Source organism: Rhizobium sp. AC27/96 (genome assembly GCF_001692325.1).
In the GTDB taxonomy this organism is placed as follows: Bacteria; Pseudomonadota; Alphaproteobacteria; order Rhizobiales; family Rhizobiaceae; genus Rhizobium.
Window position 1 is genome coordinate 146524 of record NZ_LXKN01000075.1, and the last position, 22351, is coordinate 168874.

At 60.4% G+C, this 22351-nt stretch carries 22 protein-coding genes; 7 read left to right on the top strand and 15 right to left on the bottom strand.

Annotated elements, in window-relative coordinates; genetic code table 11:
• Positions 1-3: 3 nt before the first annotated feature.
• The 4 genes from A6U86_RS34190 to A6U86_RS34205 all read right to left on the bottom strand — a co-directional run bounded on the left by A6U86_RS34190 (position 4) and on the right by A6U86_RS34205 (position 5747).
• Entirely contained in the window at positions 4-2343 is a 2340-nt protein-coding gene (locus tag A6U86_RS34190; protein ID WP_068401553.1) for a hypothetical protein, read from the bottom strand.
• Between the two features lie 61 nt (positions 2344-2404).
• Positions 2405-3700, bottom strand: coding sequence for an adenylosuccinate synthase (locus A6U86_RS34195; RefSeq protein WP_068401556.1), 1296 nt, complete (start codon positions 3698-3700; stop codon positions 2405-2407).
• Between the two features lie 204 nt (positions 3701-3904).
• Positions 3905-4702, bottom strand: a complete 798-nt coding sequence (locus tag A6U86_RS34200) for a class I SAM-dependent methyltransferase (protein ID WP_244510154.1) — start codon at positions 4700-4702, stop codon at positions 3905-3907.
• Positions 4703-4892: 190 nt separating this feature from the next.
• Positions 4893-5747, bottom strand: coding sequence for a GNAT family N-acetyltransferase (locus tag A6U86_RS34205; RefSeq protein ID WP_068401787.1), 855 nt, complete (start codon positions 5745-5747; stop codon positions 4893-4895).
• Positions 5748-6074: 327 nt separating this feature from the next.
• Here A6U86_RS34205 and A6U86_RS34210 point away from each other — a divergent pair, with 327 nt between their 5' ends.
• Positions 6075-7397: a UDP-glucose/GDP-mannose dehydrogenase family protein gene (locus A6U86_RS34210; protein ID WP_068401561.1), complete on the top strand. Its 1323-nt coding sequence runs from the start codon at positions 6075-6077 to the stop codon at positions 7395-7397.
• Positions 7398-7470: 73 nt separating this feature from the next.
• Positions 7471-8475, top strand: coding sequence for an NAD-dependent epimerase (locus A6U86_RS34215; protein ID WP_068401790.1), 1005 nt, complete (start codon positions 7471-7473; stop codon positions 8473-8475).
• Between the two features lie 9 nt (positions 8476-8484).
• Here A6U86_RS34215 and A6U86_RS34220 read toward each other — a convergent pair whose 3' ends face one another.
• The 5 genes from A6U86_RS34220 to A6U86_RS34240 all read right to left on the bottom strand — a co-directional run bounded on the left by A6U86_RS34220 (position 8485) and on the right by A6U86_RS34240 (position 12015).
• Positions 8485-8991: a flavin reductase gene (locus A6U86_RS34220; protein ID WP_234906253.1), complete on the bottom strand. Its 507-nt coding sequence runs from the start codon at positions 8989-8991 to the stop codon at positions 8485-8487.
• A 309-nt stretch (positions 8992-9300) separates the two neighbouring features.
• The gene (locus A6U86_RS34225) at positions 9301-10029 is read right to left on the bottom strand and encodes a bifunctional 2-polyprenyl-6-hydroxyphenol methylase/3-demethylubiquinol 3-O-methyltransferase UbiG (protein ID WP_068401564.1); all 729 of its coding nucleotides are present in this window, start codon (positions 10027-10029) and stop codon (positions 9301-9303) included.
• Between the two features lie 129 nt (positions 10030-10158).
• Positions 10159-10665, bottom strand: a complete 507-nt coding sequence (locus A6U86_RS34230; RefSeq protein WP_068401796.1) for a VOC family protein — start codon at positions 10663-10665, stop codon at positions 10159-10161.
• Positions 10665-11054, bottom strand: coding sequence for a RidA family protein (locus A6U86_RS34235; protein WP_068401565.1), 390 nt, complete (start codon positions 11052-11054; stop codon positions 10665-10667). Before A6U86_RS34235 ends, A6U86_RS34230 begins: the two co-directional genes overlap by 1 nt.
• A 61-nt stretch (positions 11055-11115) precedes the next feature.
• A complete protein-coding gene (locus A6U86_RS34240) occupies positions 11116-12015 on the bottom strand; it encodes a DMT family transporter (protein WP_068401567.1) in 900 nt (299 codons plus the stop codon).
• 246 nt (positions 12016-12261) lie between these two features.
• On the opposite strand from A6U86_RS34240, the gene A6U86_RS34245 reads away from it, so the two are divergent.
• Positions 12262-12687 (top strand): hypothetical protein, encoded by a 426-nt coding sequence (locus A6U86_RS34245; RefSeq protein WP_068401570.1) that lies wholly within the window; start codon positions 12262-12264, stop codon positions 12685-12687.
• 49 nt (positions 12688-12736) lie between these two features.
• On the opposite strand, the gene A6U86_RS34250 is transcribed toward A6U86_RS34245, so the two are convergent.
• Entirely contained in the window at positions 12737-13348 is a 612-nt protein-coding gene (locus tag A6U86_RS34250) for an alpha/beta hydrolase (protein WP_068401576.1), read from the bottom strand.
• A gap of 14 nt (positions 13349-13362) precedes the next feature.
• Complete coding sequence (locus tag A6U86_RS34255; RefSeq protein WP_068401578.1) at positions 13363-14295, bottom strand: VOC family protein; 933 nt, start codon at positions 14293-14295, stop codon at positions 13363-13365.
• Between the two features lie 232 nt (positions 14296-14527).
• On the opposite strand from A6U86_RS34255, the gene A6U86_RS34260 reads away from it, so the two are divergent.
• A complete protein-coding gene (locus A6U86_RS34260) occupies positions 14528-14782 on the top strand; it encodes a type II toxin-antitoxin system Phd/YefM family antitoxin (RefSeq protein ID WP_068401580.1) in 255 nt (84 codons plus the stop codon).
• The gene (locus A6U86_RS34265; RefSeq protein WP_068401581.1) at positions 14782-15192 is read left to right on the top strand and encodes a type II toxin-antitoxin system VapC family toxin; all 411 of its coding nucleotides are present in this window, start codon (positions 14782-14784) and stop codon (positions 15190-15192) included. Before A6U86_RS34260 ends, A6U86_RS34265 begins: the two co-directional genes overlap by 1 nt.
• Here A6U86_RS34265 and ung read toward each other — a convergent pair.
• Positions 15186-15887 carry a uracil-DNA glycosylase gene (gene ung / locus A6U86_RS34270; protein ID WP_068401582.1) on the bottom strand — a complete coding sequence of 234 codons (702 nt, stop codon included), beginning with the start codon at positions 15885-15887 and terminating at the stop codon, positions 15186-15188. The two genes, A6U86_RS34265 and ung, sit on opposite strands and share 7 nt — an antisense overlap.
• Before the next feature lie 268 nt (positions 15888-16155).
• Here ung and A6U86_RS34275 point away from each other — a divergent pair, with 268 nt between their 5' ends.
• Entirely contained in the window at positions 16156-16659 is a 504-nt protein-coding gene (locus A6U86_RS34275; RefSeq protein ID WP_343287093.1) for an AAA family ATPase, read from the top strand.
• A 173-nt stretch (positions 16660-16832) separates the two neighbouring features.
• On the opposite strand, the gene A6U86_RS34280 is transcribed toward A6U86_RS34275, so the two are convergent.
• Positions 16833-19280 (bottom strand): FAD-dependent oxidoreductase, encoded by a 2448-nt coding sequence (locus A6U86_RS34280; RefSeq protein ID WP_068401588.1) that lies wholly within the window; start codon positions 19278-19280, stop codon positions 16833-16835.
• A gap of 9 nt (positions 19281-19289) precedes the next feature.
• The gene (locus A6U86_RS34285; RefSeq protein ID WP_068401591.1) at positions 19290-20168 is read right to left on the bottom strand and encodes a choline/ethanolamine kinase family protein; all 879 of its coding nucleotides are present in this window, start codon (positions 20166-20168) and stop codon (positions 19290-19292) included.
• Between the two features lie 315 nt (positions 20169-20483).
• Here A6U86_RS34285 and A6U86_RS34290 point away from each other — a divergent pair, with 315 nt between their 5' ends.
• Entirely contained in the window at positions 20484-21293 is an 810-nt protein-coding gene (locus A6U86_RS34290) for a DeoR/GlpR family DNA-binding transcription regulator (RefSeq protein WP_068401594.1), read from the top strand.
• 22 nt (positions 21294-21315) lie between these two features.
• Here the strand turns inward: A6U86_RS34290 and A6U86_RS34295 are convergent, their stop codons facing one another.
• Positions 21316-22263: a LysR substrate-binding domain-containing protein gene (locus tag A6U86_RS34295; protein WP_068401597.1), complete on the bottom strand. Its 948-nt coding sequence runs from the start codon at positions 22261-22263 to the stop codon at positions 21316-21318.
• Positions 22264-22351: the final 88 nt, after the last annotated feature.

The window sequence follows — 22351 nt, forward strand, 5'->3', positions numbered from 1 at the left end:
ATCTTACTGCCCGCTCGAGGCAACCCCGCCGCCCAGCGCCTGCCATTCGGTGATGGCCTTGTTGAAAGCATCCGTGCCGGTCTGACCCTTCTCCATCGTCAGCAAGGCGCGACGGCCATTGCGATAGACGACCGGAATGTCGATCCAGTTGCGGGTCTTCAAGAGGTCTAGGTTGGTCTTGCGCGCATCCGGGAAATCGTTGAGCGCGACCATGTAGACATCGTCGGTGACCTTGGCCGGGACGGCAATAAGGGCATCGCCGCGATCCTGCTCCGTCGCCTTCAGCGCAACACGCTGGACATTGTCGATGGCGCCGCCCTCGAAATTCGGAGGCACCTGGAAAGCGAGTTCGATCAAATGGCTCGCCGGAAGCGAGGGGTCTCCGTTTCTGGAAACGGTGATCGTTGCTGTCAAACCGCGTTCGGGAACGCTGATCAGACCTTGAACGGAGGGCTCGGGCCGGCCATCAGCCGCCTTGCCTTCCTGTATCGACCAGCTGACCGTGCCCTGGAAGGCGGTCGGCGACGTCTGGCCAAGGCGCTCCTCATAGAGGAAAACCTTCTGGCCGTCGGTAACCGGAGCTGTCTGCTGTGTCACGGGCGGCGGCTGATTGGCAGCAGTCTGCTGTTGATTGGCGGCGGGAGCCTGTTGCTCCGTCGCGGCAGGCGTCTGGGCCTGAGGTGGGACAGCTGCATTGTTCGCAGGCGGAGTTGCGGTTGCCGGAGACGTCGCGGCCGCAGCTGCGGGGGCCGTGGAAGCCACATTCTGTTCGGCTATGGACTTGCCTTCGACAACACCCGGCTGGCCGTTTGCGGCGGGACCTTCGTCCTCTTCCGTGCCATCCGCGCGAAGCCGCTGGGTGAACTTCGTATTGACCGTATTCGGATCGCTATTCAGCGAGGCGACATCCGTATTGCCAGATCCCGGCGGCTGGGCGGCAGCCGTGTTGTTCTGCGTCGGCGCAGTCGAAGATTGGGCGGGAGCAGCGGCAGGGGCCGTCTTCGCCGCGCCGTTGCTTGCCGTATCCGAAGCAGAAGGCGTCGCGGCACTCTTCGGCGCAGAGCTGACGAGCTTCGTCACCATGTTGTTGAGCGCTTCGCGGTTCAGCCATGCCGCATAGCCACCACCGCCGGCTATAGCCAGGACCACAAGCGTAATGACGATACCGGCAACATTGACGCGGCGTCGCTTCGGCTCCATGCGGAAGCTCTTGCCCTGCAGCTTCGCGGCCATGGCCTGATCGAGATCGGGCGGAATGGAAGACCCACCGCCTCGTCCATCGTCGGCGCGCTTGTCGAAACCGGCAAGCTCCTTCAGCTCGCGCCAGCCGTCATTGGAGGTATCGGCCTCGGATGTCGCCGCCGCCTTGCGCGACGAATGGACATCGGCGAAGAGATCGACGTCCTCAAAGGCATTGTCCGGCATCTGCCGGCCCGTGGGCTGCACCGTTTGCGAGACAGCAGGCGCCGGCTGGATCTCTTCGAAGACATCCGCATCCCAGACGAAACCCTTATTGACGGCCGGTGCCGGCGCCTTCGTGGTTTCAGGCGTCTCGATGGCATGCCCGAAGGGTGTTTCGGCAAAGGCTGCGGCCGGCATTGTCGGCTCGTTGGGATATGAAACCGCCGGCTCCGGCACGGCCTGGCGAGCCGGTGCGTCAACCTCGGCCCAGATCTGTTCGACCTGGTTTATGACATCGTCAACCGGCGCTCTTACAGTTTGGGGTGCAGGCGCGGCATGGACCGGCTCGGCGGCAACCTCCGGCGTCTCCTCCACATAATGTTGCGGTTCTTCCGGATGGTGTTGCGGCTCGTCGTGATAGGCGGGCTCGGAAGCTGCAGCCTCGTGAACCTCGACATGTGGTTCGGTAACGGCATGATGCTCTACCGGAGCGTGCTGCTCTTCCTGGTAGGGCTCGCTCCACTGCTCCACGGGAGCATGCTCATACGGTGCGCTCTCCGCGACGGCCGGCTCGTCATGGGCATGAACTTCAGCCGCAACCGGCTCCGGCTCTTCCGCATGTGGTGCTGAATGATGCTCCTCGACGACATGAACTTCCTGCACAGGCTCGGGAGCAATCTCCTCATGCACGACGGGCGCTTCGGCCACCGGCTCCTCAGCGGCTGGCAGCGCTTCGGCATGTTCGGCTTCAACCTCGATGATCGCGGCTTCAAGCTTGTCGAGCTGGCGGCGCAGCATTTCCTCGGGCGGGCGCGGCTTCATGCTCTCGAGCTGCCGCTGAACGGCACCACGAGCTCGATCGTAAACCTTGACCCGCATCTCGGGATTATTTTCCGTCAGGCCGTCAACGGCCCGTCGAATGACTGCTACAAAATCCGCCATCAGTACTTTCTCATGATGCCCGGCGGGCAGCCGGGCCGGGATTCGTCATAGGTTCGGGACTTTAGCCCTCAAAGGGGTCTGTCACAAGTATGGTGTCCTCGCGCTCCGGACTGGTCGAAAGCATGGCCACCGGCGCGCCGATCAGCTCTTCCACCTGACGGACATACTTGATCGCCTGCGCCGGCAAATCTGCCCATTTGCGCGCACCGACAGTCGACTCCTTCCAGCCTTCAAGCGTGATGTAGATCGGCTCGACACGCGCCTGAGCCGCCTGGCTGGACGGAAGATAGTCGATTTCCTTGCCGTCGAGCTTGTAGCCGACGCAGATCTTCAGCTCGTCAAGGCCATCGAGCACGTCGAGCTTGGTGAGTGCAATACCGGTAATGCCGGAGGTCTTGACTGTCTGGCGCACCAGCACGGCATCGAACCAGCCGCAGCGGCGCGGACGGCCGGTGTTGACACCGACTTCGCGGCCGACGACCGACAGATGCTTGCCGATTTCGTCATGCAGTTCGCAGGGGAACGGTCCCTCGCCGACGCGGGTCGTATAGGCCTTGGTGATGCCGAGCACGTAGCCGAGCGCTGTCGGGCCAAGGCCGGAACCGGCGGCAGCCTGGCCGGCAACCGTGTTGGACGATGTAACGTAGGGATATGTGCCGTGGTCGTTGTCGAGCAATGCACCCTGTGCACCCTCGAACAGAATGCGTGCGCCGGCCTTGCGCTGCTCGTCGAGGAGCCGCCAGACATGATCGACGTAAGGAAGAATGTGCTCTGCGACCGAGGTCAGCTCGTCGTGCAGAGCATCGAAAGAAATTTCATCGAGACCCATGCCGCGACGCAGGGCATTGTGGTGGGTCAGAAGGCGGTCGATCTTGGCAGGCAGCGTTTCCGGCTCGGTCAGATCGACGACGCGGATGGCGCGGCGGCCGACCTTGTCCTCGTAGGCCGGGCCGATCCCGCGGCGCGTCGTGCCGATCTTCGTGCCGCTATTGGAGGCCGCATCTTCGCGCAAGGCGTCGAGATCGCGGTGCAGCGACAGGATCAGCGGCGCGTTCTCGGCGATGCGCAGTACGTCAGGCGTAACCGCGATGCCCTGTGCGCGCAGCTTCTCGACCTCGGCAACGAAATGATGCGGATCGACCACGACGCCATTGCCGATGACGCTCAGCTTGCCGCGCACCAGACCGGACGGCAGCAGCGCGAGCTTGTAGCTGACGCCATCAACGACAAGCGTATGACCGGCATTATGGCCGCCCTGAAAGCGTACAATCACATCGGCGCGTTCCGAAAGCCAGTCGACAATCTTGCCCTTGCCTTCATCGCCCCATTGCGAGCCGATCACTACCACATTCGTCATTTCTCGATTCCCGCTTCCTGCGCACGGAGGCGCGCCTTGCTCAAACCCGCGCATCTATAAAGCTTTGTTTTTGGGAAAGCGACCCTGTTGTCTCAGGAGAATCGGCTTTTTGCATGACGAATCAGCGCCTCCAACAGGATTTTTCCCGTAAGGGGGCCGGACAAGCCCAAGGACTGGCTTTGCCCGGCCAGGATCGATCGCCTCTCAAGGACCGGGCTTGTGCGCGACGACATGGAAATATTCATGCTCGGGCGATGCGACATCGCCGATCGCGTTTCCATCCAGATCGAGAAGCAGTGCCGGCATGGCGAAGCCGGCCTCGGCCAGCTGCGACTGCACCTGTGACGGCGTCGTCGCATAGACCATGACACCGAAATCATGTGCACCGTGCAACAGAACGGCATGCTCACCATCACGCTGCTCGAAGGGTTTCAGGCGGCGCTGACGCAAGGTGCCGGAGATACGGCCCTCGACGTAGCGGAGCGTCCTGAGGCCGAGCCGCACCGGATTCGGTGTCCACTCCAGGCGACGATAATCGACCTGATGTTCAAAACCATGCCAGCCGCGATGAAATGTCGAGAAGACGAAGGCGCCGCCGGAGGCAAGAACACGCGCTGCTTCACGCAGAACGGCAAGCCGGCCGGATGCGTCGACGGAATCGATGCCGTTATAGCTGAAGACGACCAGATCGAAGCTGGCATCCCCGAAAGCCGACAAATCGCGCGCATCCATCACCTCGAAACGGAGATCCGGATGGTTATGACGGCAAAGCTCGACCATCTCGGGTGTGTAGTCCACACCGACATAGTCACTCGCAATCGCACGCAAGAGACCGGCTGTACGGCCCCCGCCGACGCCAATATCGAGAATGCGTCCCCTGCCCATTTGCGGAGCAGCGATAGCAAAGGCGGCACGCTCGCCTTCGTTAAGATGGCCGCTACTGCGACGATAATCCCGCAAAGCCCAAGGATTACGCCAGGTCTGGCGGTTAATAGTTTCCATTACATGCATAACCCGACTCCAATACAGAAAGTGAGCATCTCAATGCTCAATTCCCCCTTGGCGCCCCGGATAATCTATATAACGGCGGCGTCGAACATGCAGCATCCCGAGGCCGGTTAAGGCCCGATCTGGCGATTAATCGTTTGTTAAGGTTAAAATCGCGCCGGTGGCTGACGCGACACGGTCCCGCCTAGCCGAGTTCCAGCGTGGTGACGCCGAACACGCGATCAAGCGGTATTGCCGGCGCCTGGCCGCGATACATGCGCGCCGTCTCAAACACCGGCGACAGGCCAAATTCCTGGGCAAGCGTTACGGCGTGAAGATTATCTGCCGGGACATCCAGATAGATCGGAGCTCCCTTGGCCTCACCGGCCAGACGCGCCAGCAAAGCCCGCGCTACCTCCGGCTTGTTGGCGAACAATGGACCGATCTTGTAGCCGTCAAAACAGCGCCGGATGGTGCCATAACCACGAATTCTGCTGCCGCCGCCGACCATGAAGGATTTGCGCCTTTCCGGCGAACCGCACCAGGCTCTGATGAAAGAATGCCGCAGGCCGGGGAACACACCCTCGTCGTAGCGCACCAGCCCCTCAAGCTTGCCATGCGTAACCGGCGTGACCTGCGCTGCCTGATCCCCCACATCGGGTATTTGGGCAGAGCCCCCGAAGCGCAGGGTACGATAGGCCGTCTCGAAGCCGTGCTTGCGATAATATTCCTGCTGCGCGACCACACCGTCCAACCCGACGGTACGATTGCCGGCCAGCGCCATGCCCTTGTTCCAGAGCTGCTTGCCATAGCCTTTGCCGCGAAATTCCGGGTGCAGCATGTAAAGGCCGATAAAGGCAAAACGTTCGCCATAGCGCACGACGGAAATGCATCCCACGGGCACCTCACCGATTGCGGCGACGAGGAAACCGGACGGATCCGCCTCCCAGAATGCCGGGGCATCATCGATGCCTGGATTCCACCCCTCCTGCCGAGCCCATTCGAGAGCGAGCTCCAATTCCCCGGCCCGCATTGTACGCACGGCAAAAGTCGACTTCATGCAATAGTCCCGAACCGCCCATTGTATATTCGTTCCGGAAGGAACGATTGCGCCCAATTCATCATGCGGCAACATGATGTCATTCACAAGCGATAGGCAATGATAGCCTTAAAGTACAAAGGCTTCGTTTCATTTGGGGCACAGGTAAAGGCGTAGTAGAACGACGTGACCGCAATCAGCCCTTTATGACACTTCTGTCGCAATTCCTTTGGCGGGAGCATCGGATATAGGCGTGCCCATTGATCCTGTGTATAAGCGCAGGCGATCGCCCATGCAGGCTCCGCGCCCCGACGCCGGAGCCCGCGCCAGCAAGAGGATTGAAGTTTCATGCGCATCACGATGATCGGCTCGGGATATGTGGGGCTCGTGTCCGGCGTCTGTTTTGCCGATTTCGGCCATGACGTCATCTGCGTCGACAAGGACGCAAGCAAGATCGAGGCGCTGCAGCGCGGCGAGATCCCGATCTTCGAACCCGGCCTGGAGCAGCTTGTCGCAGACAATGTCCGCGCCGGCCGCCTCTCCTTCACGACGAATGTCGAGACGAGCGTCGCCGACAGCGATGTCGTCTTCATCGCCGTTGGCACGCCGTCAAGACGCGGCGACGGCCATGCCGACCTCTCCTATGTCTATGCCGCTGCCCGCGAAATCGCCGAACACGTCAAGGGCTTCACCGTCATCGTCACGAAATCGACCGTGCCGGTCGGCACCGGCGACGAAGTCGAGCGCATCGTGCGCGAAACCAATCCGCAGGCCGATGTCGCCATCGTTTCCAATCCGGAATTCCTACGCGAAGGCGCTGCCATCGAGGACTTCAAGCGTCCGGACCGCATCGTCATCGGCCTCAATGACGACCGCGCCCGCGGCGTCATGACCGAAGTCTACCGCCCGCTCTACCTCAACCAGGCGCCGCTGCTCTTCACCGCCCGCCGCACCTCGGAACTGATCAAATACGCCGCCAACGCCTTCCTCGCCATGAAGATCACCTTCATCAACGAGATGGCCGATCTTTGCGAGAAGGTCGGCGCCAATGTGCAGGAAGTATCGCGCGGCATCGGCCTTGACGGCCGCATCGGCTCGAAATTCCTGCATGCCGGCCCCGGCTATGGCGGCTCCTGTTTTCCGAAGGATACGTTGGCGCTGGCAAAGACCGCGCAGGATTTCGACGCCCCCGTGCGCCTGATCGAGACCACGATCTCCATCAACGACAACCGCAAGCGCGCCATGGGCCGCAAGGTGATCGCGGCGATGGGCGGCGATATCAGGGGCAAGTCGATTGCGGTCCTGGGCCTGACCTTCAAGCCGAACACCGATGACATGCGCGATAGTCCGGCGATCTCGGTCATCCAGACGCTGCAGGACGCCGGCGCGACCGTCAGCGGCTATGATCCCGAGGGCATGGATAATGCCCGGCTTGTCCTGAACGATATCACCTATGCCGATGACGCCTATGGTGCCGCTCGCGGCGCCGATGCGCTCGTCATCGTCACCGAATGGAACCAGTTCCGCGCGCTGGATTTCGCGCGACTGAAATCCGTCATGAAATCGCCCGTCCTTGTCGACCTCAGAAACATCTATCGCCATGACGAGGTCACAAAGCACGGCTTTGCCTATACCAGTATCGGCAGACCGATGAACGGCGCCGAACTCTAGAACGTCTACGTATTTCCGGGCGGAAAACCGCCGCGCACTTTTTCTGGAAATGCTTCAAGCAAAGGCCGATCCATTGCGTTATCTCATCACCGGCACCGCCGGCTTCATCGGGTTCCATCTCGCAAGACGCCTGCTCGACGAGGGCCATTTCGTCGTCGGCTTCGACGGCATGACGCCCTATTACGACGTCAGGCTCAAGGAGAAGCGCACGGCCATTCTCGCGCGTTCCAACGGCTTCAAGGCTGTCACCGGGATGCTCGAAGACAAGGCCGCTCTCGATCATGCCGCCGAGCTTGCCGAGCCTGACGTGATCGTCCATCTCGCAGCCCAGGCCGGCGTTCGCTACAGCCTCGAAAACCCACGCTCCTACGTCGATTCCAACCTCATTGGTTCATTCAATATCCTGGAACTGGCGAGAAACCTGCAGCCGAAGCACCTGCTGCTGGCTTCCACCTCCTCCGTCTATGGCGCCAACGAAAAGATCCCTTTCGCCGAAAGCGACAAGGCCGACGAGCAGATGACGATCTATGCGGCGACGAAGAAGAGCATGGAGCTGATGGCGCATAGCTACGCCCATCTATTCAATATCCCGACGACCGCCTTCCGCTTCTTCACCGTTTACGGCCCCTGGGGCCGCCCGGACATGGCGCTGTTCAAATTCGTCGATGCCATCAGGAACGACAGGCCGATCGAGATCTACGGCGAAGGCAAGATGAGCCGCGATTTCACCTATATCGACGATCTCGTCGAAGGCATCATCCGGCTGATCGGCGTTGTTCCGTCAGAGGAAAACCGGGTGGTATGGGAGACCATTACCGATACGCTGTCGAAGAACGCGCCCTTCCGCGTCGTCAATATCGGCGGCGGCCAGCCCGTGGGGCTGATGACCTTCGTCGAAACCATCGAGACGATGCTCGGCAAGAAGGCGATCCGCCATATGCTGCCGATGCAGCCCGGCGATGTTCACAATACCTATGCCGTGCCGGACCTCTTGGTGGCGCTCACCGGCTTCAAGCCGCAGATCGACGTCGATGTCGGCGTGCGCCGCTTCGTCGAGTGGTATCAGGAAAACTACTGAGGAAAAGGACTATCCGGCCGGGTGATAGGCCCGGTCGAAATAGATGAGCCCTTGCCCGCCATCGCGCAGCCGGATGGCATCGACTTCGCACATAAGAATGTCATGAGTCCCGCCATCGGCCTGGCGCACGATGCGGCAGTCGAACGAAACAAGTGCATCCTCGAGCGCAGGCGAACCGGTCGACAGTTCCGACCATGCGGCCGCGGCGAAGCGCTCGGCGACAGGCGTCTTGCCACCGAAGAGACGTGAAAGGTCCTGGTGGCCTTCGGACAGCACGTTGACGCAGAGTACGCCATTCTCGGTCACGGCAGGATGAACCGAAGCACCGCGATTGAGACAGACGAGCAGTGTCGGAGGGTTGTCGGTGACGCTGCAGACAGCAGTCGCGGCAAAACCAGCAAGCCCTGCCGGACCGTTGGTCGTGACGATATTCACGGCTGCCGCCATACGCGCCATGGCGTTGCGAAATTCGGTTCGCACAGCATCGGGATCGGCGACGGGCACCGCCTTCTCCATCGCCACGGACGTTTTCATATTCATTCCCACTATCCCTACAAGCTCAGCCGGATGACCCAACGTATCGGGTCGAAGCGACGATCTCAAGCAACGGCATTTCCCGAAAGCCGCATCCCGAGAGCAATTAGTTTTCTATAAAATCTATCAACAATAGGAAAAGCTATCCCGGCCGCCAGTATCTGGGGTATTTGCGCCTATTACTGCCGACCGAATCCGAAGCATCAAGCTGGCGTCCCATCGGCGAGACGACGGGACGTTTCCTTGACGGCATCGGCACGAGATGCGCGGTTCCTTAGGCTGCTTCCGCCGTTAGGTCCGCGTCGAGATCAGCAGAAACATCGGGCGTTCGCGCTCGATCACCCAATCCGGATGAAGGGCCAGATCTTCGTCGCTCGGCGACCACTCCTCGACATGGGCGATCGCAAAGCCCGATTTTATCAGCAGATTGAGCGTCGTGCCCATGGTGCGATGCTGCTTGACGACGCCTTCGGCGAGCCAGTTGGTCAGCCGTTTCCCCTCGATCTGATAGGCATTGAGCGGCCAGGTCTTGCCGCCATCCGCGTCGGTCAACCACTCCGGCTGACGCGGCGCCATGTAGATCGGATGTTCGATCGAAAAGATCAGCCGGCCGCCGGGCTTCAACGACTGGCGGATATTTGCCAGAAGCCCGGCAAAGTCCTCGATGTAATGGAAAGCCAGGGAGCTGTAGACCAGATCGAAGCTCGCCTTGGGAAGCTCCAGCTTCTCCAGATCCGCCCTGCCGTAGCGGATGCGCTCATCCTTCGTCTCGACGCGGGCGCGATCCAGCATCTTGTCGGACACATCGAGCCCCAGCACATTGGCGGCACCCTGCTCCGCCGCCCAGCGGCAGAACCAGCCGAAGCCACAGCCAAGATCGACGACATCGAGACCATGCAGATCCGGCAGCAACGCCCGTATCGCCGGCCATTCCGCTGCCCCCGCCAACCCTTCGACAGACCGCTGAAGCCGGCTATAGCCTTCGAAAAAGCCTGGATCGTCGTAGATGTTCTGGGTCATCGCAGTCTCCTATGCTCTCCGCGGCGAGCGATTGGCCGCATCGGCAAATATCAGTCGAACCTCCCCCGCATAGACCATAACGAAGCCGGCGCAAAGTCGGAGGAAGGGAGGTGAGGCGGCGGGCGGCTGTCAAACCGCCGTCTTCGGCCGCGCCAACCATTGCGAATAGGGCTTGATGCCAAAACCCGGATCGGCGGCCTCCTCAAGCACATGGATGAACTCTATCGAATGCCCGTCTGGATCGGAAAAATACTGCGAAACCGCCGGCATCCAGCCGACAACGACCGGCTCATCGAGCGGCTCTCCATAAAAGCCCTTCGGCTGAACGCCGTTAGCCTTCAAGGCGGCAGCCGAGCGAACAACATCGTCGAGAGAGGTTCTCAACGCGATATGAAGACGCATGCGAAGAGGCGCGCTGCCCGTTTCCCAGAGGCCCAGCATACTCGTGCGCTTGTCCCCGATCCAAAGGAAGCCGACATTCCTGCTTTCGATAATGGTCGCAACCTCGAGCTTCAGAATATCACGGTAAAATCCGATGGAGCGCTGAAGATCGGACACCGTCAGATGCGTTTCGTAAAGCCCCGTTATGTCGGGCATTTTCGGATCGACTGATTGCACCGGGCTGCCCGTCATCATCACACCACCTTCGCGGCCGTGACCTCGACCTCCACCAGAAACTCAGCCCGGGTAAACCCGCTGACGATCAGCAGCGTCGAAACCGGTTTGGGATCAAGCGTATAGCGGTCGCGCACCGCCATATAGGCAGGAAAATCCTCACGCGTGGTGACGAAGCCGGCGATACGGATGACATCGGCGAAGCTCATGCCGGCATCATCGAGAATGGCGTTGATCGCCTGGAAACACATCTCTGCCTGGGCAGTCACATCATGCGGGATACGGTCATCGAGGCCGATGCCGAGCTGGCCCGACGTGACCAGAAGACTGGCGCCGGGCGGCGCCAGCAGGCCGTGATTGTAATTGCCGAAGGGGCGTCGGACAGACGGTGGATTGAATACCTTCTTCATCAATATCGACTCCTCGTGATCGGAGCGATTTCAACATTTTGAGGCGAAGCCCACAAGCCGTTCAATGCGTTCTTGCTGAAGTAACCACCCTATTTCGACGCACCTCCAACAGGATGTGCCCGAAAAGTGCTGCAAGCACGATCGGTCCGCCGATCAGCGTCGCCGTCGACGGCCGCTCGGCAAAAACCATCCATACCCATAATGGCGTCAGCGGCACTTCGAGCGCCGTCAGCAGGGCTGCATCGGAGGCGGGAACGAGCCGCGAGCCGAATGTATAGAGGCTGAGACCCATCGCATTCTGGATGATGCCGAAGGCGATGATCAGACCAAGATCCTGGCCGGATATCGCAAGCGGCGAGGCAAACCAGAAGGTAATGAAGGAGCAGAGCCACGCCGACAGCGCCATCGCCGGCAGCATCGGTACATTGCGATGCTGGCGCATGACGACGGCGAGCGCGGCCACCGTCAGCGTCATGATCGCCGCCAGCCCTTTGCCGAGCCAGCTGCCGCCATCGCCTGAATGGCCGGAGAGCATGACGAGCACGCCGATGAAAGCGATGCCGCTGGCGATCAGCGTCCTCATATTCGGACGCTCGCCGATGAAGAGAAAGGCAACGCCGGCGGTAACGAACGGCACTGTCGCATAGATGACCATGGCGTCGGCAACCGACGTATAATAGATCGAGCCGATGCCGCTGATCATCGAGGCCGTCGAAAAGACCGTCGCCGCCAGCGAAGGCCCGCGCATGGAGCGCAGGATGCGCCAGGCATTGCGGCGTTCGATGTAGAAAAACAGCGTGAAGACGCCGAGGCCGGAAACGATCCCGCGGCAGAAGAGAATGGTCATGAGGTCGGCGTGGATCGCCCGCACGAAGAGGCCCGAGGTCGACCAGGCCAGCGCCGAAAGCGCCACATAGGTGACGCCCAGCCTGTATTGCTGCTGTTCCGCCAGCGTTACCATCAACTCCCCCCGTCCTGTTGTGGCAGATCCATAGCGAGCGGCCATGCCACCCACAAGCAAAGCTTGCGCCCTCTCATGTCGTGGACGTCGGAAGATGCCGAGGGTTGCAGGAAGGCCACGCCCCAGGCCCCGCGGTTGAGCAAAGGATGATCGAAGTCACCCCGAAAGCAGTTCCTGCGACATTCGTCTTGCAGATATTCTCCGCGGCTCTACGGTTCGCGTGAATTTCGGTTAAGGGAGAATCAGTTGCGCCTGCTGTCGGCCACCTTGTTCGCATGCGGCTGCGTCAGCCTGGTGGATGGGCCTCTGTGGCCGCCGGCGCAAACCTATGTCGACGCGACGGTGCAATGCAGCCAGAGCAGCAATCCATCCCGTTGCCAGCATAACCGCGAAACATGGAAGGCTGAGTATGAGGAGGCCATCGCGGGCGGGTATCGCGCCCAGAAACATGTCGCCCTGTGCCTCAGCACTGGCTGCGACATGGCGATCCAGCCCGACAAGATGCTCGGCTGCGCATGGCGCATCGTCATTGCCGATGCGAAACACGTTCAGTCCGACAGCACGGATACAACCAATCTCAGCCGCTTCTGCGGGAATGATTATGTCGACGACAACGCAAAGCTTGCGGCCGCATCACAGGCGAAGGCCATGCTGCGCCTGATCGGCAAATAGCCGGCCGCAGAACAGCAATGACTGCCCTGCGGCCATGCCCTGTTCAAATTCAGGCGTAGGGCGCGAGGAACGTACGGATCGCTTCGATCTCGTTCGGCCTGATGTCGTGGCCGCCCGGATGCCATTCGAGCGTCACCTGCGCCCCCTGCTGAGCGAAGTAATCGGCGAGCGCCTGGGTGACGGGAGCCGGCGAGATCGGATCCCGCTCGCCCGCCGTAATCAGCACACGCCTCCCCTCCAGCCTTGAATTGTCTTTGGGCTGGAACGGGATCAACGGATGCATGAGCACCGCTGCATCGAAGATATCGCCATGTTCGATCAGCACATTGGCAAGAATATTGGCCCCATTGGAAAAGCCGAGGCCAAGCACCTGCGATGCGCCGTGCTCGGCCGCAAGCCCCGAGACATAGGCCGCCATCTTATCCGTCGCCCGGGCGAGATCGGCCATATCGTAGACACCCTCACCCGTGCGGCGGAAGAATCGCGCCGCACCGTGTTCCGACACATCGCCGCGCGGTGACACAATGGTCGCCTCGGGCAAGAGCCGCGCCGCGAAATCGAAGAACTGGTTCTCGTCACCACCGGTGCCATGGAAGGTGAAGAGAATGGGTTTTCCGGGTGCACCGGCCTTCAGCCGGTGCACATAATTCGTATCCATCATGATCCCTCTCCCGATTAGCCTTCCAGCGGCTCGAGGTTCCGCTCGATCAACTCGCGCAGATGCGCATGCTGGCCGGGCAGTTTCAGCGCTTCGCCGAGATGCGCCGTGTCCTCATCGCGGTTGAAGCCCGGTTCGTTGGTGGCAACTTCGAACAGCACGCCGCCCGGCGTGCGGAAATAGATCGCCCAGAAGTAATCACGGTCGATGACCGGCGTTACCTGGTATCCCGTGTCCATCAGCGCCTTGCGCACTTCAAGCTGCGTGGCGCGGTTCTCGACGGCAAAGGCGACATGGTGGACGGAGCCGGCGCCCGGAAGCGCGCGGTTGATGTTCGGCATGGTTTCGAGGTCGACATAGTCGGCACCGTTGCCACCGGGAATGGCGAGCCGCTTGACGCCTTCATGCGTATCGACAACCTCATAGCCCATGTATTTCAGCAGTTCGGCCGTGGCGCCCTCGTCCCGCAGCCGCATGGCGACGGAATGAAAGCCCCTAATGGCATGCTCGGCATCCACACCGCCATGCGTCCAGGGCTGACGCTTGTCATCCTTGACCTCGACGAGAGCGAAGCCGTCACCATCCGGGCCGGCGAAATGCAGGCGCTTCTGGCCGAAGGATTCGTCGGCCTTCAAACCTTCAACGCCCTGCTTGCTGAGCCGCTCGGCCCAGTAGCCGATCGCACCTTCCGGAACGGAGTAGACGGTATTGCCGACTTCGCCAGTGCCGGGACGGCCGCGAGCCATCTTCGGGAACGGGAAATAGGTCATGATCGTGCCGGGCGTGCCGATCTCGTCCCCATAGTAAAGGTGATAGACATCGGGTGCGTCGAAATTGACCGTCTTCTTGACGCGGCGCAGGCCGAGCGTGTCGGTGAAGAACTTGTTGTTGGTACGGGCGTCTTCCGCCATCGAGGTAACGTGGTGAAGACCCTTGATCTGGTTGAGCATCTCTAACCCCTTTGTTTCGCCCGCGACGGCAGGCGTTTCTCATGGGCAGAAGATGGTCCGCGACGCGTCGTTTCGATAGCCCTCAAGTGCCAAACGGATTGTCTTCAATTGTTGAACGATGAGAGGATGTCGTTCAATGAAGGTGTCATCAGTTCAATTTGGCATGGCAATATTGATTTGGGACGTGATTGGCATTAGATTAACCTAGACAGTCTAGCCAGATGGAAAACTCATGAATTGGCCGCTACAGGACGCGAAAAATCAATTCTCCAAAGTCGTGCAGAAAGCTCGGAGCGAAGGTCCGCAAACGGTGACTTTGCGTGGCGAACGGGCGGCCGTCGTCCTCTCCGCCGAGGACTACGACGCCCTTCTGGCTGGAAAGCCGAGCCTCGTCGACGACCTGCTATCCGGGCCGGCCTGGGACGATGAAATGGCCGATGCAGTTACGGCGCGAGAAAAGGCGCCGAGCCGGGGCATCGCTTTCTAATGTATCTGCTCGATACGAATGTTATTTCAGAGGCCCGTCGCGGCAACCGCGAAGCAATAGCATGGCTACGCTCGGTTGACCCTTCCACGCTCTATCTCAGCGTTATCACACTCGGGGAAGTCATGCGCGGGATCGCCTTGAAGCGAAAGAACGATCCGCACGCAGCGGCACATCTGGGGGAGTGGCTGCGCAAGCTCAGGCACGATCACAGTGGCCGCATTCTTTCGATCACCGACCAGATCGCGGTCGAATGGGGGCGAATTGCGGCGCAACGTCCACGCGGCGATGCTGACGGGCTGATTGCCGCGACCGCACTCGTACATGATTTGATCATCGTCACCCGCAATGTCGGCGATTTCGATGATACGGGCGTATCAGTGATCAACCCTTGGGATCCGGCGCCTCACTGAGCGCGCGGATCGTTCGGCAAGGCCCAGTCGATCGGCTCGCGGCCATGCTCGGCCAGATAGGTATTGGCCTGAGAAAAATGCTTGGAGCCGAAGAATCCATTATGGGCCGACAGCGGCGATGGGTGCACGGATTTCAGCACGAGATGGCGCTCGGTATCGACGAAGGCAGCTTTCTTCTGCGCGTAGGAGCCCCAGAGCATGAAGACGACGCCGTCGCATTCGTCATTGACCTTGCGGATGACCGCGTCGGTAAATTTCTCCCAGCCCTTGCCCTGATGCGAGGCGGCCTGTGACTCTTCGACGGTCAGCACGCTGTTGAGCAACAATACGCCCTGCTTCGCCCAGCTCTCCAGAAAACCGTGGCGGGCCGGCGGAATGCCGAGATCCGTCTCCAGCTCCTTGTAGATATTGACCAGCGACGGCGGAATGCGCACGCCGGGGCGAACACTGAAGCAGAGCCCATGCGCCTGGCCGGCACCATGATAAGGGTCCTGCCCGAGGATGACGACCTGAACCTCATCGAGCGGCGTCAGATCCAGTGCCCGGAAATATTCGCTGCCGCGCGGAAAGATCACTTTGCCACGCTGCTTCTCCTCGACGAGAAAGGATTTGAGCTGCTGCATGTAGGGGCTTTCGAATTCCGGAGACAGAGCCTCTTTCCAGCTTTCTTCCAGCTTGATACCCGCTTCCGCCATCGTCTCTCGCCTCCGTCTGTTGTCAGCATGCCGATTGAGGATGAAAGCGGCGGCGTGTCAAGAAAATGGCTGATGCGGCGGCGGGGAGATCACAGTTTTCGAAGAACAGCGCCCCTTGGTTCCACGCCGATCTGGGAAATGGCAACGATCGCCGGAGCAAGTCTTCCAATCGTTGACATCCCCGTTCAGTTCGGCCAATAGAAGCCATCCCAATTTTCCGACCGGTGCCCCTATGCTTCCCTTGCATTCCCTTGGCGAGCGCATCGTCGTGCTCGGCCCCTCCAATGCCGGCAAGTCAACCCTTGCGGTTGCTCTTTCGAAAAAGCTCGGCCTCCCGGCCGTGCATCTCGATCAGCTTCACCACCTGCCCCATACAGATTGGAAGCAACGTCCTGAAGCCGAGTTCGCCGCACTCCATGATGCGGCTATTCTTGAAGAGCAGTGGGTTATAGAAGGCAACTATTCGCGCCTGATGCCGCAGCGCTTCGCCCGGGCCACCGGTGCCATCCTCATAAGCTCCAACCATTGGCTGCGCTTTTCCCGCTATCTCAAACGCACGCTCATCAACCGTTCGAACCGCGCGGGACATCTCGAAGGTGCGAAGGACAGCGTCAAATGGGAAATGATTCAATGGATACTGGTCAAGACCCGCAATAGCGGCCTCAAATATGCAAAAATGCTCCAGGAATCCGGCCTGCCGCTCATAGAATGTCATACGGCGGAGGCGCTCAATAATCTCTATCGGGCGTGGGACTTGCCGGACCGACGATAGGGGTTTTGTGCGAATGGCACCGGACTTCTGCGATCGGCCCCCACGTTGCGCCGATCTCATTAGCTGCAGCTTTTCAGTTTATTCGCCAAAAGCTCCGGCCACTATATCCATCCGTGATGAGATTGGCGGCTGGCCAAGCTGCGCCACCTTTCTCAAATCATCGTCCTCCGCAATCACCCCTTGATCCGCATCATCTGCGGATCGTAGAGCGGCTTCAGGGACACCTGGCAGGGCACGCGCCGCTGCGCCACATCGAGTTCGTAACGGCCGGAGAGCACAAAATCCTCGGTCACCCCGCTGGGATCGCGGACATAGCCGTAGCCGATGGCTTTGCCGATCGTGTAGCCGTAGCCGCCGCTTGAGAGCCAGCCGACGCGCTGGCCGTCGCGATAGATCGTCTCGCGGCCGAGCAGCACGGTCTCGGGGTCGTCCGGCACGAAGCAGGCAAGCATCTTCTTGACGCCGGAGGCCAGCTGCCGCTCGATCGCCTCGCGGCCACGGAATGCAATGTTCTTCTTCATCTTCACTGCCCATGCGAGCCCGGCCTCGACAGGCGTATGATCCGGGCCGATATCAGAGCCCCAAGCGCGATAGCCCTTCTCCAGCCGGCAGCTTTCGATGGCGCGATAGCCGGCATTGATGAGTCCGTGCTCGCGCCCAGCCGCCATCAGCACGTCATAGACTGTGCCGGCATATTCCACCGGCACATGCAGCTCATAGCCCAGTTCGCCGACATAGGTGATGCGCAGCGCCCTGACGGGGCAGCCGGCAATGCCGACGGTCCGCACTTTGCCGAAGGGGAATGCGGCATTGGAAACATCCGCCGATGTCACCCCCCGCAATATCTCTCGCGACTTCGGCCCCATGAGCGACAGCACGGAATAGGCCGAGGTCACGTCCACCAGCTCGGCATGCAGGTCGGCCGGAATATTGCGGGCAATCCAGTCGAAATCATGCGTGGCAAAGCCCGTGCCGGTGGTGATGTAGAACTCATTCTCGGCGATGCGGGCGACGGTGACGTCGCATTCGATGCCGCCCCGGTCGTTGAGCATTTGCGTATAGGTCAGCGCGCCCACAGGCTTGGTAACGTCGTTGGCGGCGATCCACGATATCGCCGCTTCGGCATCCCTGCCTTTCAGCACGAATTTGGCAAAGGAGGTCTGGTCGAAGATGACGGCCGCTTCGCGCACCGCCTTGTGCTCGCGGCCAACGGCGCCGAACCAGTTTTGCCTGTCATAGGTGTAGATATCCTTCGGCTCCTCGCCGGCAAAGAGATCGGCAAACCAGTTTGGCCGCTCCCAGCCGAGCTTTTCACCGAAGCAAGCGCCCTGAGCTTTCAGGCGGTCATAGAGTGGCGATTTACGGCAAGGCCGGCCGCTGGAATGCTCTTCAAAGGGCCACGCCATGGTGTAGTGCTTGCCATAGGCCTCGAGCGTGCGGGTGCGCACCCAATCGGTATCGAAATGCGGACGGCCGAAGCGCCTGATGTCGACCGGCCAGAGATCGTAGGGCGGCTCGCCCTTGGCGACCCATTCGGCGAGTGCCATGCCCGCCCCGCCGGCAGACGCAATGCCGAAGGCGTTGAAGCCGGCGCCGACGAAGAAATTCTTCAGCTCCGGCGCTTCGCCGAGGATGAAGTTGCCATCGGGCGTAAAGCTCTCCGGGCCGCACAGTAGCTGCTTGACGCCTGCCGTCTGCAGCGCCGGCACGCGAACCAGTGCCTGTTCCATGATCTGCTCGAAATGATCGAAATTGCTGTCGAGCAGCGTGTAGTGGAAATCCTTGGGGATACCATCGAGCGCCCAGGGGATCGGGTTCGGCTCATAGCCGCCCATCACAAGCCCACCGACCTCTTCCTTGTAATAGGTCAGCCGATCGGGATCGCGCAGTGTCGGCAGGTTGGAAGGTACGCCGAAGGATTCGGTGATTAGATATTGATGCTCGACGGAGACGAGCGGCACATTGACGCCGAAGCGCCCAGCAAAGGTCCGCGTCCACTGCCCGGCGCAGACGACGACCCGCTCGCATTCGATGCGTCCCCTATCGGTGATGACGGCACGGATTCGGCCCTTGTCGATCTCCAGATCCAAAACCTCGGTATCCTCGAAAATCGAGACGCCAGCCATCCGCGCGCCCTTCGCCAGCGCTTGGGTGATATCAGAGGGATTGGCCTGTCCGTCAGTCGGCAGGAAGGCGGCGCCGACGAGGTCGTCGACATCCATCAAAGGCCAGAGATCGAAAGCCTCCTTGGGTGTCAGCAGATGCATCTGCAGGCCGAAGGATTGCGCCGTCGTCGCCTGCCGCTTGACCTCGGTCCAGCGCTCTTCGTTGCAGGCAAGGCGTAAACCGCCATTCATCTTCCAGCCGGTGGCAAGCCCCGTCTCGGCCTCGAGCTTCTTGTAGAGATCGACGGAATAGCCGAGCATCTGGGTGATATTGGCGCTGGTGCGTAGCTGACCGACGAGGCCGGCAGCATGAAACGTCGTGCCCGAGGTCAGCTTCTTGCGCTCTAACAGCACCGTATCGGTAAAGCCGAGCTTGCCGAGATGGTAGGCCGTCGAGCAGCCGATGATGCCGCCGCCGATGACGACGGTCTTTGCGGTAGCAGGCAGGCCCTTCATTGCGTCACCTCAAGAATTGCGAAAGCTCTGCCAGGCGCTCTCGAAGCGCCTGAGATTTTCAGCTGTATAGGAAGAATAATCGAATTCGATGTCGGAATGGATTTCCGAAACCATGCTCCACATCGTCTCGCGCAGGAGGGACGCGCATTTCATCGCCTGATAACGCCGGCGCAGATTGTCGTCTGCTGGCGCTTCGAAATAAGCCTCCAGCATCGCCGCTTCCTGCGCTACGGAAAATTCATTGTTGGAGGCGAGGCCACCGAGGTCGAAAAGTGGCGTGTTGAAGCCGGCATAATCCCAATCGATCAGCCAGAGCCGCTTGCCGTCATCGAGGAAATTCGCCGCCAGCAGATCATTGTGGCCGAAGGCGATCTCGAAAGGCCCAGCTTCGCGCTCAAGCTGCTCGGCAATATCGAGAAAGGAAGCCAATAGCAGCTTGTGCTGGCTGCCGCCGGCATCGAGCGTGGCCGCATAGTCTCTGATCACATGAAAGACCCAGAAAATCGCCGCCGGCCCGCGAAAATGCCTGCCAATATCGCGATGACAGGAGCGGACTAGGCGCACGATGCGCGCCATCATCGCCGGCTGGCGAATGTCGTCGGCGGAGAGCGGCTTCGCGTCGATATAGTCAAGCACCATGATACCAGGCTGATGATGAATGACAGCTGGAGAAAGGCCAGCCGCGTGCGCAGCCCTGCTCGCCGCCACCTCATTGCCGCGGCTGATATGATGAACCGGAATGTCAGACCCAAGCCTTACGACGAAGCGTCGTCCGCCATTGCTGACCAGATAATTGCGATTGGTAATGCCACCCACCAGCGGGGCGATGTCGATCGGCCCGCGCCAAATATCGAGAGACTGTATCCTGTCTTCCGGCGTTACGATCATTCCCCCTCCGGCGCCTCTAGCGAGCATCCTTTGGACGAGAAAGGTTCCTTACAATGGCAAAGCTGTCAAGAACCGATCCACAAAATCAAACAGATTCTTGGCTTTTTGTTGGATTTGCGAATAATTCCCAATTGAATGAGCTATGGATAGTCTAACACGGCGCTTCACCGTAGGTGAGATTTGTCTTAAAAACTCCAGCGTGAGGCGATCGGATTCATCTCGCAGAGAGCTTGCTGCCCCCTTGGCACAGGCGCCTGCTCGATCCGGAAGCCATTTGCATATCTTGGGATCGATACCCTCAATAGGATCAGCACCATGTCGGGCATATCCCAGCCACCGCTTCACTCCAATCATCGCGAACGCGAGATTCTGGAAGAACTCCGGCTGGCCGGCGGCGCAAGCCGCATCCAGTTTCTTGCCGAGCGTCTCGGCGTTTCGGAAGAGACGATCCGCCGTAATATCCGCAGCCTGGAAACCAATGGTCTCGTCACCAAGGTCCATGGCGGCGTTCATATCAAGGACTCGATGATCGAGCCGCCGTTGCATTTGCGCATGAACGAGAATGCCGAGGCCAAGCGGATGATCGCCGCATCCGTCGCCTCGATGATCGAAGACGGCGATACCCTCTTCCTCGATGTGGGTTCTACCACCGCCTTCATCGCCGTCGCGCTGCAGAAACACCAGAACCTTTTCGTCGTCACCAATGCACTATCGGTGGCCCATGCGCTCGCCACCCGCAACGGCAACCGCATCTTCTTCGCCGGCGGTGAACTGCGCGGTCATGATGGTGGCGCCTTCGGAATGGAAGCGGCCAATTTTCTGCGCCGCTTCAACATACGCCATGCCATCCTCTCGGTCGGCGCGATCAACGCCACCTCGGGCTTCATGCTACATGATCTCGAAGAGGCGGAATATTCGCGGGAAGCGGTGAGCCGGGCTGAACGCTGCATCATCGTTGCCGACAGTGCCAAGTTCGGGCGCAGCGCCCCGATCATTCTGAGCGAGCCGGAAACCTTCGACGTCCTCGTCACCGACGAGGCCCCACCCGCCGACATCAACGCCATGCTGGAGCGCAACGCGATCGAACTCGTCGTCGCCAACCGGCAGCGGGCCGAGCGGCGCTAGGCTTATTCATCGGAGATCGGTGTTATCCGGCATTCTCGGCACCAGCCGGTTCGTTCCGCTCATCCGGATCGAAACTGGTGAATTTGCGATAGCTCTTGCACATGGCCTCCAAGGTCAGCGCCGCCTTGCTCGCATGGCGCTCCTTGTGGCGCAGCAGGCGGAAGCTGCGCGCCGGCAGATCGAAGGACGCCTGAACCAGCAATCCCTGCCCGAGATAGGCTTTCGCCGCCGCGCTGGAAATGGCGGCTGCGCTCTGGCCCAGGCAAACCGCCGAGAGAACGGCTTCGTTCGACGGCAGCACCAGCGCAACATCGAGATCGGCTGGTGGAGCACCAAGCTTGGCGATCGCATTCTCGAATTCGGAGCGGGTGCCCGAGCCTTCCTCGCGCATCACCCAGGATGTGCCGGCGGCGAGTTCGGCCCCGGTTAATTGCCGCCCATCCGCCCAGGGATGGTTCGGCGGGACGACGATAACAAGCGCATCCTGCGCGACGATCTTCATCGACAGTGCCGGCGCGTCCACTTCCCCCTCGATGAAACCGAGTTCCGCTGCGCCATCAATGACGGCTTCGGTGACAGTGCGCGTGTTGCCGATCGTCAGGTCCAGCTCGATGCCGGGATAATCGCGATGAAACCGCATCAGCAGCGGCGGCAACCAGTAGCTGGCGATGGTCTGGCTCGCATAGAGGCTGAGCCGGCCGCGCTGCAATCCAGCAAGTTCGGACAGCATGAGCTCGGCCGAACGCACACGGGCAAGCGTGGCTTTCGCCTCCCCTAAGAAGGAACGTCCGGTCTCCGTCAGCTCGATCCGCCGGCCGACACGGTGGAACAGCTCAACCCCGTAATAGGCTTCCAGGTTCTTGATCGCCGAACTCACAGCCGAAGGCGTGAGGTGAATGGCTTCCGCGGCATGGGTCAGGTGTTCGCGCTCGGCGACGGCGACGAAAATGGCAAGCTGCTCGAAGGTCATGGGAAATCATTCTAATTTATCGAACGAAACGTAGGATAATATTCGATGGATGTCCACATCGACAGATGAGACTTTCCCACCGTCAGCA

What these genes read in the sequence shown, in the direction of transcription:
- A6U86_RS34190 (WP_068401553.1), bottom strand. Translation starts at nt 2,343, where the DNA reads ATGGCGGATTTTGTAGCAGTCATTCGACGGGCCGTTGACGGCCTGACG.
- A6U86_RS34195 (WP_068401556.1), bottom strand. Translation starts at nt 3,700, where the DNA reads ATGACGAATGTGGTAGTGATCGGCTCGCAATGGGGCGATGAAGGCAAG.
- A6U86_RS34200 (WP_244510154.1), bottom strand. Translation starts at nt 4,702, where the DNA reads ATGGAAACTATTAACCGCCAGACCTGGCGTAATCCTTGGGCTTTGCGG.
- A6U86_RS34205 (WP_068401787.1), bottom strand. Translation starts at nt 5,747, where the DNA reads ATGAAGTCGACTTTTGCCGTGCGTACAATGCGGGCCGGGGAATTGGAG.
- A6U86_RS34210 (WP_068401561.1), top strand. Translation starts at nt 6,075, where the DNA reads ATGCGCATCACGATGATCGGCTCGGGATATGTGGGGCTCGTGTCCGGC.
- A6U86_RS34220 (WP_234906253.1), bottom strand. Translation starts at nt 8,991, where the DNA reads ATGGAGAAGGCGGTGCCCGTCGCCGATCCCGATGCTGTGCGAACCGAA.
- A6U86_RS34225 (WP_068401564.1), bottom strand. Translation starts at nt 10,029, where the DNA reads ATGACCCAGAACATCTACGACGATCCAGGCTTTTTCGAAGGCTATAGC.
- A6U86_RS34230 (WP_068401796.1), bottom strand. Translation starts at nt 10,665, where the DNA reads ATGATGACGGGCAGCCCGGTGCAATCAGTCGATCCGAAAATGCCCGAC.
- A6U86_RS34235 (WP_068401565.1), bottom strand. Translation starts at nt 11,054, where the DNA reads ATGAAGAAGGTATTCAATCCACCGTCTGTCCGACGCCCCTTCGGCAAT.
- A6U86_RS34240 (WP_068401567.1), bottom strand. Translation starts at nt 12,015, where the DNA reads ATGGTAACGCTGGCGGAACAGCAGCAATACAGGCTGGGCGTCACCTAT.
- A6U86_RS34250 (WP_068401576.1), bottom strand. Translation starts at nt 13,348, where the DNA reads ATGATGGATACGAATTATGTGCACCGGCTGAAGGCCGGTGCACCCGGA.
- A6U86_RS34255 (WP_068401578.1), bottom strand. Translation starts at nt 14,295, where the DNA reads ATGCTCAACCAGATCAAGGGTCTTCACCACGTTACCTCGATGGCGGAA.
- A6U86_RS34260 (WP_068401580.1), top strand. Translation starts at nt 14,528, where the DNA reads ATGAATTGGCCGCTACAGGACGCGAAAAATCAATTCTCCAAAGTCGTG.
- A6U86_RS34265 (WP_068401581.1), top strand. Translation starts at nt 14,782, where the DNA reads ATGTATCTGCTCGATACGAATGTTATTTCAGAGGCCCGTCGCGGCAAC.
- ung (WP_068401582.1), bottom strand. Translation starts at nt 15,887, where the DNA reads ATGGCGGAAGCGGGTATCAAGCTGGAAGAAAGCTGGAAAGAGGCTCTG.
- A6U86_RS34280 (WP_068401588.1), bottom strand. Translation starts at nt 19,280, where the DNA reads ATGAAGGGCCTGCCTGCTACCGCAAAGACCGTCGTCATCGGCGGCGGC.
- A6U86_RS34285 (WP_068401591.1), bottom strand. Translation starts at nt 20,168, where the DNA reads ATGATCGTAACGCCGGAAGACAGGATACAGTCTCTCGATATTTGGCGC.
- A6U86_RS34290 (WP_068401594.1), top strand. Translation starts at nt 20,484, where the DNA reads ATGTCGGGCATATCCCAGCCACCGCTTCACTCCAATCATCGCGAACGC.
- A6U86_RS34295 (WP_068401597.1), bottom strand. Translation starts at nt 22,263, where the DNA reads ATGACCTTCGAGCAGCTTGCCATTTTCGTCGCCGTCGCCGAGCGCGAA.